This window comes from Schumannella soli (assembly GCF_006517435.1).
Taxonomy (GTDB): domain Bacteria; phylum Actinomycetota; class Actinomycetes; order Actinomycetales; family Microbacteriaceae; genus Schumannella; species Schumannella soli.
In genome coordinates, this window is sequence record NZ_VHQG01000005.1 from 345,384 (window position 1) to 358,642 (window position 13,259).

Annotated in this window: 13 protein-coding genes; 6 read left to right on the top strand and 7 right to left on the bottom strand. The window is 70.2% G+C overall.

Translation table 11 applies throughout. From position 1 onward, the window contains the following. The first annotated feature begins 57 nt into the window (after positions 1-57). The 6 genes from FJ657_RS16640 to FJ657_RS16665 are packed head-to-tail and all read left to right on the top strand — an operon-like array spanning position 58 to position 6,237. Positions 58-1,596: a sugar ABC transporter ATP-binding protein gene (locus tag FJ657_RS16640; RefSeq protein ID WP_141164823.1), complete on the top strand. Its 1,539-nt coding sequence runs from the start codon at positions 58-60 to the stop codon at positions 1,594-1,596. Then, positions 1,593-2,432 (top strand): sugar phosphate isomerase/epimerase family protein, encoded by an 840-nt coding sequence (locus FJ657_RS16645; RefSeq protein WP_181409023.1) that lies wholly within the window; start codon positions 1,593-1,595, stop codon positions 2,430-2,432. Before FJ657_RS16640 ends, FJ657_RS16645 begins: the two co-directional genes overlap by 4 nt. Continuing rightward, on the top strand, positions 2,429-3,409 hold the full coding sequence (locus FJ657_RS16650; RefSeq protein WP_141164824.1) for a Gfo/Idh/MocA family protein: 981 nt from the start codon (positions 2,429-2,431) through the stop codon (positions 3,407-3,409). The genes FJ657_RS16645 and FJ657_RS16650 overlap by 4 nt, the downstream gene beginning before the upstream one ends. Continuing rightward, positions 3,406-4,263: an ROK family protein gene (locus tag FJ657_RS16655; protein ID WP_181409024.1), complete on the top strand. Its 858-nt coding sequence runs from the start codon at positions 3,406-3,408 to the stop codon at positions 4,261-4,263. The genes FJ657_RS16650 and FJ657_RS16655 overlap by 4 nt, the downstream gene beginning before the upstream one ends. Next, on the top strand, positions 4,260-4,994 hold the full coding sequence (locus FJ657_RS16660) for a glucosamine-6-phosphate deaminase (RefSeq protein ID WP_141164826.1): 735 nt from the start codon (positions 4,260-4,262) through the stop codon (positions 4,992-4,994). Before FJ657_RS16655 ends, FJ657_RS16660 begins: the two co-directional genes overlap by 4 nt. Continuing rightward, entirely contained in the window at positions 4,963-6,237 is a 1,275-nt protein-coding gene (locus FJ657_RS16665; protein WP_141164827.1) for an ROK family protein, read from the top strand. The genes FJ657_RS16660 and FJ657_RS16665 overlap by 32 nt, the downstream gene beginning before the upstream one ends. Positions 6,238-6,378: 141 nt before the next feature. Here FJ657_RS16665 and FJ657_RS16670 read toward each other — a convergent pair whose 3' ends face one another. From FJ657_RS16670 to FJ657_RS16700, 7 genes are all read right to left on the bottom strand, one after another. Next, positions 6,379-6,594 carry a hypervirulence associated TUDOR domain-containing protein gene (locus FJ657_RS16670; protein WP_141164828.1) on the bottom strand — a complete coding sequence of 72 codons (216 nt, stop codon included), beginning with the start codon at positions 6,592-6,594 and terminating at the stop codon, positions 6,379-6,381. 205 nt (positions 6,595-6,799) lie between these two features. Further along, positions 6,800-7,612 carry a chitosanase gene (locus FJ657_RS16675; protein WP_141164829.1) on the bottom strand — a complete coding sequence of 271 codons (813 nt, stop codon included), beginning with the start codon at positions 7,610-7,612 and terminating at the stop codon, positions 6,800-6,802. Then, positions 7,609-8,691 (bottom strand): N-acetylglucosamine kinase, encoded by a 1,083-nt coding sequence (locus FJ657_RS16680; RefSeq protein WP_141164830.1) that lies wholly within the window; start codon positions 8,689-8,691, stop codon positions 7,609-7,611. Before FJ657_RS16680 ends, FJ657_RS16675 begins: the two co-directional genes overlap by 4 nt. Further along, positions 8,679-9,953, bottom strand: a complete 1,275-nt coding sequence (locus tag FJ657_RS16685; RefSeq protein ID WP_141164831.1) for a 6-phospho-beta-glucosidase — start codon at positions 9,951-9,953, stop codon at positions 8,679-8,681. Before FJ657_RS16685 ends, FJ657_RS16680 begins: the two co-directional genes overlap by 13 nt. A 2-nt stretch (positions 9,954-9,955) precedes the next feature. Then, positions 9,956-10,810 (bottom strand): carbohydrate ABC transporter permease, encoded by an 855-nt coding sequence (locus FJ657_RS16690; RefSeq protein WP_141164832.1) that lies wholly within the window; start codon positions 10,808-10,810, stop codon positions 9,956-9,958. 2 nt (positions 10,811-10,812) lie between these two features. Further along, complete coding sequence (locus FJ657_RS16695) at positions 10,813-11,808, bottom strand: carbohydrate ABC transporter permease (protein ID WP_255447409.1); 996 nt, start codon at positions 11,806-11,808, stop codon at positions 10,813-10,815. Next, positions 11,805-13,193 (bottom strand): extracellular solute-binding protein, encoded by a 1,389-nt coding sequence (locus tag FJ657_RS16700; RefSeq protein WP_141164833.1) that lies wholly within the window; start codon positions 13,191-13,193, stop codon positions 11,805-11,807. Before FJ657_RS16700 ends, FJ657_RS16695 begins: the two co-directional genes overlap by 4 nt. Positions 13,194-13,259: the final 66 nt, after the last annotated feature.

Genomic DNA, 13,259 nt, shown 5'->3' on the forward strand with positions numbered 1-13,259 from the left:
TCGTCGACTCCCGCCTGAGGTAGGCGGCCCGGGCCATCCCCTCCGAAGGAGGAAAACATGACTCACCAGCGACTCGAGATCGAAGGGCTCTGCAAGAGCTTCGGCTCCACGCCCGTCCTGGAGGACATCTCCCTCTCTATCGCGGCTGGTGAGGTGCGCGCCCTGATCGGTCAGAACGGCGCCGGCAAATCGACTCTGGTCAAGACGCTCGCCGGTCTCTACCCCGACTTCGACGGCGTCGTGCGCGTCGACGGGCGCCCGGTGCTCCTCCGCTCGCCGCGCTCGGCTCGCAGCGAGGGCATCGCGGTCATCCATCAGGAGTTCAGCCTGGTGCCGGGGATGACCGTCGCCGAGAACATCCTGCTGGGCCGGGAGCCGGGGCGCGTCGTCTATCGACCTTCTCGGATCCGCCGGCTCGTCGCCGAGCTGGTCGATCGGATCGGCATCTCGGTCGGCGCCGCACTCGACACGCTCGTCGACGATGTGGGCCCGGCGATCCGCCAGCGGATCGAGATCGTCAAGGCGCTCGCGGACGACGTGAGTCTGCTGATCATGGATGAGCCCACCGCGCGGCTGTCGAAGTCGGAACGCGCCGAGCTCTTCGACCTCATGGCCGAACTCACGTCGCGCGGCGTCGCCATCGTCTTCATCTCGCACTACCTGGATGAGGTGTCGGATGTCACCGACTCCATCACGATCCTGCGCAACGGCCGACTCGTCGAGACCCGCAGCACCGCCGACACTTCGGTCGACACGATGGCCTCGCTCATGCTGGGGGTGTCGTTCCAGCGCGCTCTCGAGCAGGAAGAGGGTGTGGATCGGGCGAGTGACGACAGCGAGGTGGTGCTGCGGGCCGAGCGGATCTCCTCGGGTGAACGACTGCACGGTGTCTCGCTGAATCTGCGCCGCGGTGAGATCCTCGGGCTCGCCGGCCTGGTCGGCGCCGGGCGCACACGCGTCTGCCGTGCACTGACCGGGGCAGACCGGATCTCGTCCGGCGCGCTCGTGCTGCAGGGGCGGCCGGTGGTGTTCGGCAGCCCCCGCGCGGCGCTGTCGAACGGGGTCGCCCTCATCCCCGAGGACCGTCGGTGGGAGGGGCTCGGAATGGAGGCGACGATCGCCGAGAACCTGAGCCTGATGGCGCTGCGGTCACGGCTGGGCCGCTTCGGATTCGTGCCTCGGCGACGGGTCTCGGCACTCGCGCAGGGACTCGTCGAGCAGCTGCAGATCTCGCCGCCCGCTCTCGACACCCCGGTCGGCACGCTGAGCGGCGGCAACCAGCAGAAGGTCCTGCTCGGCAAGGCGCTCGCGGCACGACCGGATGTGCTCGTGATCGATCAGCCGACGGCGGGCGTCGACATCGGCACGAAGGCTCAGATCCACCGCGTGCTCCGCCGGCTCGCCGATGCCGGCACCGCCGTGCTGGTCGTCTCCGACGACGTGGAGGAGCTCTACGCGCTCAGCGACCGCGTCGACGTCATGGTGCGCGGCGCCGTGACCTGGTCGGGGCGCCGCTCGCAGCTCGACTACGACCGCCTCCTCGAACTGATCTCCGGCGCGACCGTCTCCGGAGCGAAAGGACACCAGCAACCGTGACCGCGGCACTCAGCCTCAACAGCAACACCTACCACGGCTTCGGCGTCGACGACGCCATCGCCGGCGCCGCGCGCAACGGCCTGCGGCTCATCGAGCTCGCGGCTGTCGAGGGCTACACGGAGCATCTGCACTCGGGCATGTCGGATGCAGAGCTCGCCCCGGTGCTCGACGCCCTCCGCGGCGAGGGGATCCGCCTGGTCGGCATCTCGGGGTCGTCCGACATCGTGACGGCCGAGGGGCGGGCGCGCTTCGTGCGCAACCTCGACCTCGCCCGTCGCGTCGGCGCCGAGTACGTGGTCACCGGAACCGGGGAGACTCACGGGGACACCACCCGGATCGACGACGAGTCCGCGTTCGCCCAGCGCGTGCGGGAGCTCGCCACGGCGGCGGAGGAACGGGGGCTCGATCTCGCGATCGAGACCCACGGCGCCAACTACGCGACCGGGGCCGCGGTGCGTCGGCTGCTCGATCACGTCGGCGCCGCCAATGTCGGGATCGCCTACGACACCGGCAACACGCTCTTCTATGCCGAGACCGATCCTGTCGACGACCTCCGCTCGGTCGTCAGCGAGGTGCGCAGCGTGCATCTCAAAGACAAGCGCGGCGCGCCGCGCGACTGGGACTTCCCGGCGCTCGGCGACGGCGACCTCGACCTCGACGCGCTGGTGCGCACGCTGGCGCCGCTCCGCCCCGGAGGGGTGTTGCCGTTGAGTATCGAGATCGAGTTCGGGCCGGAGGGGCCCGCGTCGCTGGACGAGGTCGACGATGCGCTGGCGCGCTCAGTCCGCCACGCCTCGGCCCTCCTCCGCTCGGCTCTCGACGGAGGCGTGCGATGAGCGGCATCGCCCTGATCGGTCAGGGCTACATGGCCCGCACCCATGCGGCGGCGATCACGGCCCTCGGGCGCGGTGACGACATCCGCTGGCTGATCGCTCCCCGACCGCGGGCGGATCTCGCACTGGCACCCGCCGCCCGGTTCAGCAACGACCTCGATGACGCGTTGCGCGATCCCGCCGTCGAAGTCGTGTCGATCTGCACGCCGACGCCGAGCCATGCCGAGATCGCCAGCCGCGCGCTGCGAGCTGGCAAGCACGTGCTGCTTGAGAAGCCAGTTACTCTCGATCCTGCGGAAGGCGAGCAGCTCGCCCGGCTTGCCGAAGTCGCGCAGCGCGTGCTGATGGTCGCGCAGGTCGTGCGCTTCTTCCCGGGGTACGCGCTGCTGCGCAGCATCGCCGGAGGTGGCGCACTCGGACGGCTTCGCTCGGTTCGGGCGACGCGCGCGCTCACACGCCCGAGCTGGGCTCCCTGGTGGGACGACGAATCCATCTCTGGAGGCGTGCCCGTCGACTTCGCCATCCATGACTACGACCAGGCGAACCTCTTCTTGGGCGAGCCGATCGCCGTGCTCGCGCGGCAGCTCGCACACGAGGGCCCTATCGAGGCGACGATCGAGTATGCCGATAGTGGCATCGCCCAGGTGCTCAGCTACCCGTATCTCCCTGAGGGCGCTCCGTTCTCGTCGGCCATCGAGCTGCTCGGCGACCAGGGCACGGCGAGTCATCGTCTGCTCTTGGATTCAGCGCCGACCGACGCCGTCGGACAGAGCGAGGTCGTCGTCGCCACGCCCGCGGGCGTCAAGCGGATCCCGGTCGAAGCCCGTGACGCCTACCAACTCGAGATCGAGTACTTCCTCGCCTGCGTCGCGGAGCAGCGGAATCCGGCCGAGAGCCCGATCGACTCGGCGATCAGCGCCCTGCGAGTCGCGCTGGCGGTGCGAGAGTCGCTTCGCAGCGGCGCGCGGGTAGCGCTGTGACCGCACGGCTCGGCGTCGACATCGGAGGCACCTCGACCCGCGCCGTCGTCGTCGACGAGAGCGGTGTCATCGGCGAGGCCGAGGCGACCAGTGGGCGCGGCGTCGTCGCCGCGCTCGACGTCGTGCTCGCCACCGCGCAGGCCGCGCTGGAATCGGCTGGTCGGCCGACGACTTCGTCGATCGGCGCCGGCGTGCCGGGCGTCGTCGACGCCCGGGCCGGCATCGTGCGGCACGCCGTCAACCTCGAGATCGACGAGTGGCATCTAAGGGAGCAGCTCGAAGATCGCCTGGGCCTGCCCGCCGCCGTCGACAATGATGTGAACGCGGCGGCGCTGGGCGCGCGCAGGGCGCTGCAGATCGAGGAGTCGCTGGCGTACCTCAACCTCGGCACCGGGGTGGCGGCCGGGATCGTCGGCGTGAGCGGCGTGCTTCGGGGGGCTCGTGGCGGTGCCGGCGAGGTCGGCCACCTGTCGGTCGACCCCCGTGGCCCGCGCTGCGGCTGCGGGCGGCGCGGCTGCATCGAGGCCTACGCGGGCGGAAGGTTCGTCGATGGTCGCGCCCTGTTCAGGATGCCCGCCGCGTCCCCTGAGCGTCAGCGCTTCGGATGGGCGGTGGCGTCGGCGGTCATCAGCCTTCTGCTCATGGTCGATGTCGAGCACGTCGTCGTCGGTGGCGGCATGGCCCGTTCGCGCGCCGCCCTGCTGGAGACGATCTCGAACGGCGTCGTCGCGCTCGAAGCCGATTCGACGTTCATCGCCGGGCTGGATGCTCACCGGCGACTCCAGGTGATCGACCCGGGGATCGATGTGGCCGCGATCGGCGCGGCGCTGCTCTCTCGGGAGAGCGCCCGATGACCGTCATCGTGGTCGATAGCGCGGATCAGGTCGCGGCGCAGGCGGCGGACCTCGTCGTCGAGGGACTCGCCGGCTGGTCGAATCCGCTTCTGGGAGTCGCGACCGGATCGTCTCCGCTGGGGTTGTACGCCGAGCTGGCGCAGCGTCGCTCACGTGGGCGCCTCGATCTCTCAGGGGTGCGCGGGTTCGCGCTCGACGAGTATGTGGGGCTCGGTCCCTCTGACTCGCGGAGCTACGCGGCATTCGTGCGCGATCGCATCGAGTCTCCTCTCGGGCTAGAGCGGGGCGCGATTCGCGTGCCGGCCGGCGACACCGCCGACCCGGCGGGATACGCCGCCGACTACGATCGCGAGATCCGAGCGTCCGGAGGCGTGCACGTGCAGGTTCTCGGGATCGGCACCAACGGGCACATCGGCTTCAACGAGCCCTACTCCTCACTCGGGTCGCGCACGCGGGTGGTCGAACTGACAGCAGCAACTCGGCTCGCCAACGCTCGCTTTTTCGAGCATGTCGACGAGGTGCCGCGCGCGGCGATCACGCAGGGCATCGCGACGATCAGCGAGGCGCGGAGGCTCGTGCTCGTCGCCGTCGGTGAGGAGAAAGCTGAGGCTGTCGCCGCCGCGGTAGAAGGGCCGGTCACGACCCGCGTACCCGCCTCGGCCCTGCAGCTTCACGCCGACGCGGTGCTGGTACTGGATCGTGCGGCCGCGTCGCAACTGCGCGAGCACTGACTGTCGGCGCAGTTGGTGCTTCGCGCGAGGGATCGCCGCTCGCGTGACTACAGTGAGGGCGGTTCGAGAGGGGTTTGAGATGGCTGCTGACGACGGCGCGGCGACGGCCGGCGGGCGGCTGATGACCGCTCTGTTCGTCCGGGGCGAATTGAGCCGCGCCCGTGCCACGACCTTGGCGGGTCTGTCACGCAGCGCGGCGGGCACTGCGATCGACGACCTCGAGCGCCTCGGCCTCGCCGAGTCGCTCGAGCCGCTCGAGACGGCGCGGCGCGGGCGCCCATCTCCGCGGCTGCGCCTGATCCCGGGTGCTGCCGCGGCCATCGCGCTCGAGGTCGACCATGACCGGGTGCGCGCCTCGATCGTCGATCTCGATCGGCGGATCATCGCGGCGACCGACCATCCCCTCGCCGTCGCCGAGCTGGCGCCCGAGACCGCGTTGCGGAGCATCGCCGGCATCCTCGAGCGCACGATCGCAGCGAGCTCCCGACGGATCGTCGGCGTCGGCGTCTCAGCGCCGGGGATCGTCTCGGCCGACGGCATCGTGCGCTCGGCGCTCCCGATCGGGTGGCACGATGTGCCGGCCCGCGAGCTGCTCAGGGAGATGCTGGCGCCGGAACTTCATCTCAGCGTCGAGCACGACGCCACGTTGGGCGCCCTGGGTGAGTACCGCAGCGGCGCGTCCGATCGCCATGTATCGCGCTTCCTCTACCTCACGGCTCAACCGCGCGGTCTGGGTGCGGCGATGATCACCTCGCCGCGTCGCGCGCTTCTGCCGGGCCTTTACGGATTGCAGGCCGGACACCTCAGCGTGGATCCGCGAGGTCGACGTTGCCCCTGCGGCGCTTCCGGTTGTCTCGAGCTCTATACGAACGGCGATTCGATTCGGAGCACGCTCGGTCTCGGCTTCGAGGCGAGCGAGACGGAGATCGCCGAGCGCCTGCGAGACGATGCGTCGAGCTTCGTCGAATCAGAGGCCATGCAGTGTCTCGAGTTGGGTCTCGTCGCGCTCGTCAACACGCTGGTGCCTGACCGTATCGTGCTCTCTCAGGCGTTGCGACCCGTCGCGCTCGCCTTCTCGGAGCGGTTGCACGCCGCGCTGCGACGGTCGGTCGTGGCGCAGTCGCACGAGATCACGATCGGCGCAGGGCGTCTCGACGATTCGGTCGCGATCGGCGCCGCGGAGCGCGCGTTCGAGTCGCTCCTGCTCGACCCGGCGGCGACGGTTCAGCAGCTGGCTGCCTGAGCAGACCTCCCAGCTCGGGGCGTGGCCGGCTCGGCAGCGACGGCGCGACAGCCTCCGGCGCCCTCGGCCCCGAGTTGCGGGCGACGGACATGGTCGGCGTGCGGGAGCCACCGGCGAGGAAGCGTGCCGCCGCGCCCCCGCTCAGTCGGCGAGCCTGCGCAGCGCCGACCCCTTGTGAGCCGCCTTCGCGCCGGTCTTCTCCGACTCGACGAGGAAGGCCGGCTCATCGGCGGAGGCGGTGAACTTCTGCCCGTCGAACTGGAAGTCTTTCGTCTTCCGCTCGACGACCTTCCCGTGCGTTCGCCCCTGCGACGTGCTCCATGACACCCGGTCGCCGATCTTCAGGTCGCTGCTCATGTCTGCCTCCTGACGGCGACGGTATGAGCGAGCGCCGCATCCTGGAAGCGTTTCTCAGCTTGCGCTCGACCGATGCGGATGCCGACGCCGAACTCTGCGAGCGGAGCCGAGCCGAGCCGAGCTGCGCTGGCAGTCGGTCGCAAACTGTCCCCGAGAACGAATTCAGGCGACAGTCTGCGACCGATCGATTTTCAACCGGACGGGATCAGTCGATCTCGTAGGTGTCGTCGGCGCCGTAGACGCTCCACTGCAGCGGGGTGTGCAGGTCGAGGTTGCCCTCGCGCAGGAACTTGCGCTGCTCGGTGTCGACGCGGCCCGTCTCGGAGTGCGCCTCCTCGGCGAGCATCGCCGCCTTGCGGGCGTCGAGGAACGCATCCAGGTACTCGGTCTCGTCGCCGCCCTGCGACGGCGGGGTCGCGCGCTGCAGGGCCGTCGTGCGGATGCCGCCGAAGGCGAGCTCCTGCGATCCGGGGCCGTGCATCACGATCGCGTCGTAGTAAATGAACTGGCCGAGCGCCCCGAGGCCGTCGGCCTTCGCCTGGTTCACGGCGGGGTCGAAGTAGACGCGGTCGCGCTCGTGGTCCTGCGCGGCGGTGAAGGCGGGGTCGTCGGCGGCCGACGCCCACGCGGCCTCGAACGGCGCTCCGAGTCCGGCGTGCGAGTCGCTGCCGTCGACGTCGGTGAGCGCCGGGATGAACGGCTCCAGCGGATTGCCCGGCTCGACCGACGCGTAGTACTGCACCAATTCGAGCATGTCGTGCGTGCCCGAGGTGAAGCCGATTATGCCTCCCGTGTAGCCGCGTCCGTCGCCGATGTCTTCGAGGTAGGCGTACTGCGCCTTCCAGTCGAGCGACGAGTTCTCGGCGCTGGAGACCAGCTGCATCGCGATCTCCTTCTTGTCGGGGCTCGCCAGATCCGATCCGGCGGCGAGCGACGGGGCGGCGCCCGCGCATCCGACGATGGCTGCGACGGCCGCTCCGGCGAGCAGTGCCGCCACGCTGATGGTGCGCTTTCTCATACCTGTTCCCTCTCTCTGGTCCCCTCGGCGCTCACCGAGGTGGTCGTCGAAAGCAGTCCCGCGCCCACCTCGCGCTCGAATCGCGCGAGTGCCTCGGGCGCGGCGCCGGCGGCCTCGAGCGCCGCGAGCCCGGCGCCGAGCATCGGCGGGGCGGTGACCCAGACCGGGGTCGCGTGCGGTGCGAGGCGGGCGAGCTCGCTCACGATGCGGGCGGTGAGCAGCGGATGCTGCGCGGCGAGCACCCCGCCGCCGAGCACGACCGGGACGGCCTGCTCGAGCAGCCCGAGCCGACGCAGCGCGACCGTCGCCATGAGCACGATCTCGTCGGCCTGCTGGTCGACGACGCCACGAGCGACCTCGTCGCCGGCGCTCGCCGCATCCAGCAGCACGGGGCTGAGCCGGTTGACCGCCTCGGCGGGCAGCCGGCCGAAGTGGAAGGCTTCGGTCACGGCGCTGACCGAGGCGAGCCCGAGGGCGGCGGGCACCGCATCCATCAGGCTCGTCGCCGGTCCGCGGCCGTCGGCGGCGCGGGCCGCGTGCCAGAGCGCGCGGTTGCCCAGGTACGAGCCGCCGCCCCAGTCGCCCGAGATGTCGCCGAGTGCCGGGAAGCGCGCCGTCGCTCCGTCGGCGCGCACCGCGAGGGCGTTGATGCCCGTGCCGCAGACGACCACGGCCGCGTCGGGCGAGAGCGTGCCCGAGCGCAGCAGCGCGAAGAGGTCGTTGTCGACCACGGCGGGGGAGCCGTCGGCGTTCGACCAGTGGGCGAGCAGGCGCGCGCCCTCGTCGAGCTCCTCGGCGAGGTCGAGTCCGGCGAGGTAGACGTGCGTGGCGAGGATGCGGCGCTCGCCGCGCTCGGTCGACGACGCCTCGCTCAGCGCCGCCGTGCGCAGCGCATCCAGGGTAGGCCGGGCGCTCGCCCAGGTCTTCGTCTGCGGGTTCGTGCCCTCGCCGCGGGCATGTCCGACGATGCGGCCCTCGAGGTCGATCGCGACGACATCCGTCTTCGACCCGCCGCCGTCGACGGCGAGCACGATCGGCAGGGCGCCGTCGGCCGGCGACGGAGTGCTCACCGAGCCCACGGCAGCAGATCCTTGTTCGCGGCGAGCAGCAGATCGGTCAGCTTCTCGGCTCGGTCGACCTGGCCGACGAGCGGATGCGCCCACATCGCCCGCAGCACCCGGTCGCGTCCGCCGTGCACGGCCGCCTCGAGCGCGAGTCGCTCGTAGCCGGCGACGTGGGCGACGAGCCCGGCCATGTCGGCATCCAGCGGAGCGACCGGCAGTGCGGTGATCGCGTCGCGCGTGACCCGGGCGGGCACCTCGATCACGTGGTCGTCGGGCAGGAAGTCGAAGGTGCCGTCGTTGCGCACGTTGAGCGCCTGCACGTCGCCCTTGTCGCCGAGGATCGACGAGATCACGTCGATCGCCGCCTCTGAGTAATAGGCCCCGCCGCGCTGCTCGAGCTCGGCCGGCTTCTCGACGACGGCCGGGTCGGCGTAGCGCTCGAGCAGCGCCTGCTCGGTCTCGCGCACGGCCTCGGCGCGGGTGCGCGAGTGCTTCTGCTCGTCGAGCACGAGGTCGTGGTCGTAGAAGTAGCGCAGGTAGTAGGAGGGCACCGCCTGCTGCAGGCGCAGCAGCGCCGGCGACATCTCCACGCTCTCGGCCGTCTCGTCGAGACGGGCGCCAAGCAGCTCGGGCAGCACGTCGCGCTCCACGCCGTCGTCGCCGCGCAGGTGCACGCCGCGCTCCCAGGTGAGGTGGTTGAGGCCGACGTGGTCGAGGCGGATGCGGTCGGGGGCGACGTCGAACTGGCCGGCGAAGCGGCGCTGGAACCCGATCGCGACGTTGCAGAGCCCGACGGCGCGGTGGCCCGCCTCGAGCAGGGCACGGGTCACGATGCCGACCGGGTTCGTGAAGTCGACGATCCAGGCGTCGGGCTTCGCGTGCCGACGCACGAGCTCCGCGGCCTCGAGGATGACCGGCACGGTGCGCAGCGCCTTCGCGAAACCGCCCGGCCCGGTCGTCTCCTGGCCGATGCAGCAGACCTCGTGCGGCCACGTCTCGTCCTGCTGGCGCGCATCCTGCCCGCCGATGCGCAGCTGGAACATGACCGCGTCGGCATCCGAGACGCCCGCGACCAGGTCGTCGGTGACGTGGATCGTGCCGGGGTGCCCGGCGTGCGCGAACATCCGCTGCGCGACGCCGCCGACGAGCTCGCGACGCCGCGGGTCGGGGTCGATGAGCCAGAGCTCGTCGACCGGCAGCTGGTCGCGCAGGCGCGCGAAGCCGTCCACGAGTTCGGGGGTGTAGGTGGATCCTCCACCGACGACAGCGAGCTTCATTGCTATCCCTTCACGCCGGTGAGCGCGATGCCCTCGACGAATGCCTTCTGTGCGAAGAAGAAGATGACGACGACCGGGATCATGATCACGACGGTCATCGCCATCGTCATCGACCAGTCGGTGCCGTGCTGCCCGCGGAATGTCGCGAGCCCGTAGCTGACCGGCCAGGCGGCCGGGTTCTCGGACGTGTAGAGCAGTGGTCCGTAGTAGTCGTTCCACGAGTGGAAGAACAGGAAGATCGCGGCCGAGGCGATTCCCGGTCGCGCCATCGGCACGACGACGCGGGTGAGCACGCCCCACTCGCCGGTGCTGTCGAGACGAGCGGCATCCCCGTACTCCTTCGGGATCGTGAGGAAGAACTGCCGCAGCAGGAAGATGCTGAACGCGTCGCCGAGCAGGTTCGGCAGGATGAGCGGCCACAGCGTGCCCGTCAGGTGCAGCTGCGACCACATCACGTAGACGGGCACGGCGGTCACCTGCGGCGGCAGCAGCATCGCGACGATGATCGCCGTGAAGATGAGGTTCGCGCCCCGGAAGCGGATCTGCGCCAGCGCGTACGCCGCCGGCACGCTCGACACGAGCATGAACACGGTCGCGAGCACGGCATAGAGCGCCGCGTTGCCGAACCACTGCCCGAGCGGCAGCTCGGTGAAGACGCGGATGTAGCTCGAGAAGTCGACCGGGTTCGGCACGAGCGTCGCGGTGAGCGCCTGTCGACTGCTCATGAGCGAGGTCGAGATCACGAACACGATGGGCGCGATCGTGAGCACGCCGATCGTCACGAGCAGGGTGTGCTCGGCGATCCAGGTGAGGAGGCGCGAGGGGCGTCGACGGGTCATTCCGACGGAGACGGTCATCGTCAGCTCTCCTCGGCGCGGAAGATCGAGATGCGGCGCATCGTCAGCACGAGCAGCACGGCCGTGATGACGAAGAGCACGACGGCCATCGCCGAGGCGTAGCCGAACTGGAAGCTCGTGAAGCCGCGGGTGTAGAGCAGCTGCGTGTAGGTCAGCAGCGACGTTCCCGGATAGCCGAGCCCCGATCCGGTACCGCCGCCGACCGTGGCCTTGCCCGACGCGACCCCTGACGCGACGGCCGCCTCGGTGAAGTACTGCAGCGCCGCGATCACGCCGGTCACGACCGAGAAGCCGATCACGGGAGAGATCGTCGGCAGCGTGATGTGCCGCACCTGCTGGATGCCGCTCGCGCCATCCAGCGAAGCCGCCTCATACAGGTCGCGGGGCACCTCGAGCAGGGCCGCCAGGAAGATGATCATCATGTCGCCCATGACCCAGACGCCGAGGATGACGAGCGACGGCTTCGACCAGTTCGGATCGTTGAACCACAGCGGTCCCGGGATGCCGACGGCGCGCAGGATCTGGTTGACCGGACCCGTGCCCGGGTTGAACAGGAACACGAAGGCGACCACGCTCGCGACCGGCGGCACGAGCGCCGGCAGGTAGAACAGCGTGCGCCAGAAGCCGCTCGCCGCCCGGGCCCGGGCGAGCAGGCCCGCGACCAGCAGAGCGAAGACGATGCGCACCGGCACGAGGATCACGACGAACCAGAGCGTGTTCGTCACCGCGGCCGCGATCTGCGGATCCTGCGTGAACAGGTAGCGGTAGTTGAGCAGGCCGACGAACTCGGGATCCTGCAGCTGGTTGTAGCGGGTGAAGGAGTAGAAGATCGACGCGATCAGCGGGTAGACGAAGAAGATCGCGAGACCGAGCAGCGCGGGTGCGAGCATGACCAGCGCGACGCGGCGGCGCCGCGCGTCGGGGCTCGTGCGCTGACGGCGCGAGGCCGACGGCGTCGCCGTCGCCGTCGCCCCGGCCGCGAGCGTCGCCGTGCTCACGGCCCCGCCAGCTGGTTCGCGGCGTCGATGTCGGCGTCGACCTTCTTCAGGATCTTCGTCAGGTCGCCGCCGTGCTCCTGGTAGTCGTTCCACGCATCCTGGAACGTCTTCAGGTAGGCGGCGCCGTCGGTCGTCGCCGGCGAGGTGAGCGTGTGCTCGTTCGCGGCCGCGTCGACGAAGGTGCGGTAGTTCTCATCCACCTCGAGCTTCGGCGAGGTGAGCGCCGAGGTCAGCGTCGGGGTGTTCTTGAGCCCGTTGGCGAGGGCGACCTGCGTGTCGGTGTCGGTCGCGAGGTACTTCAGCAGCGCCCAGGCGAGCTCGGGGTTCTTCGAGCCCTTCGCGATGCCGGCGACGTTGCCCGCCACGTAGCTCGCGCCGTAGTGGCCGATCCCGTCGAGCACGGGCGTCGGGGCGGTGCCGTAGTCGAGGTCGGGCGCCTGGTCGGCGATGAACGCGCTGCGGTACTCGCCGTCGATCTGCATCGCGACCTGGCCGGTCTGGAAGGCGTTGTCGGCCGAGAACTCCTGCCCGAGGCCCGAGGTGAAGGCGCGCAGCTTGTCGTAGCCGATCTCGTCGACGAAGTCCTTCTGCCAGGTGAGGAGCTTCTTCCATCCCTCCGACTGACCGATCAGGCTGCTGCCGTCTTTCGCGAGCCACTGCCCGTCGATCATCGGCGACCAGTGCTCGGGCGAGTTCTCGTAGAAGTCGATGAGCGGATTGAAGCCGAGCGTCTTGATCGAGCCGTCGGCGTTGTAGGTCGTGAGCTTCAGCGCATCCGCCTTGAGCTCGTCGAGGGTCTTCGGCGGCGCGGCGATGCCGGCGGCCGCGAACTGGGCCTTGTTGTACATGAGCGCGCTGACGTCGGCGAGCACCGGCAGCGTGCAGCGGGTGCCCTTGTACTCGGTGTAGTCGCGCTCCGCCTGCGGGATGTCGCCGAGGTCGACCTTGTCGCGCTTCACGTACGGGCCGAGGTCGCGGAAGGCTCCCGATGAGCAGAAGCTGCCGACGATCGCGGTCGTGTACGAGAGGCCGACGTCGATCGACTGGCCCGACGAGATCGCCTTCTGCAGCTTCTCGTCGTCCTGCCCCGCGTGGATCGTGACCGTCACATCCGGGTTCGCCTTCTCGAAGCCGTCGATCGCGGTCTGCACGACCTTCGCCTCGCGGTCGGTGAAGAAGTGCCAGAGCGAGACGGTGCCCTTCAGGTGCGCCGGGGCGGTCTTGTCGATCGCGCCGCCGCCACCGGAGGTGCAGCCGGCGATGAGGGTCGCGGTGGCCGCGGTCAGCGCGAGGGCGGCGGCGAGCCGACGGCGGGCCGTGGCGCGGACGGGCGCGGTGGTGCGGGATGCGGTGCTGCGGACTGCGCGGGTGCTGCGTGCGGGCATCTCGGTCTCGCTTTCGTCGGGGAGCTGTGGTGGATGCGGTCGGTGCGGTGGCGGAGCGGTGTCCGA

Bases quoted from the DNA above. Each gene is read 5' to 3' on its own strand.
- FJ657_RS16640 (WP_141164823.1), top strand. From the start codon at position 58: ATGACTCACCAGCGACTCGAGATCGAAGGGCTCTGCAAGAGCTTCGGC.
- FJ657_RS16650 (WP_141164824.1), top strand. From the start codon at position 2,429: ATGAGCGGCATCGCCCTGATCGGTCAGGGCTACATGGCCCGCACCCAT.
- FJ657_RS16660 (WP_141164826.1), top strand. From the start codon at position 4,260: ATGACCGTCATCGTGGTCGATAGCGCGGATCAGGTCGCGGCGCAGGCG.
- FJ657_RS16670 (WP_141164828.1), bottom strand. From the start codon at position 6,594: ATGAGCAGCGACCTGAAGATCGGCGACCGGGTGTCATGGAGCACGTCG.
- FJ657_RS16675 (WP_141164829.1), bottom strand. From the start codon at position 7,612: ATGAGAAAGCGCACCATCAGCGTGGCGGCACTGCTCGCCGGAGCGGCC.
- FJ657_RS16685 (WP_141164831.1), bottom strand. From the start codon at position 9,953: ATGAAGCTCGCTGTCGTCGGTGGAGGATCCACCTACACCCCCGAACTC.
- FJ657_RS16690 (WP_141164832.1), bottom strand. From the start codon at position 10,810: ATGACCGTCTCCGTCGGAATGACCCGTCGACGCCCCTCGCGCCTCCTC.
- FJ657_RS16700 (WP_141164833.1), bottom strand. From the start codon at position 13,193: ATGCCCGCACGCAGCACCCGCGCAGTCCGCAGCACCGCATCCCGCACC.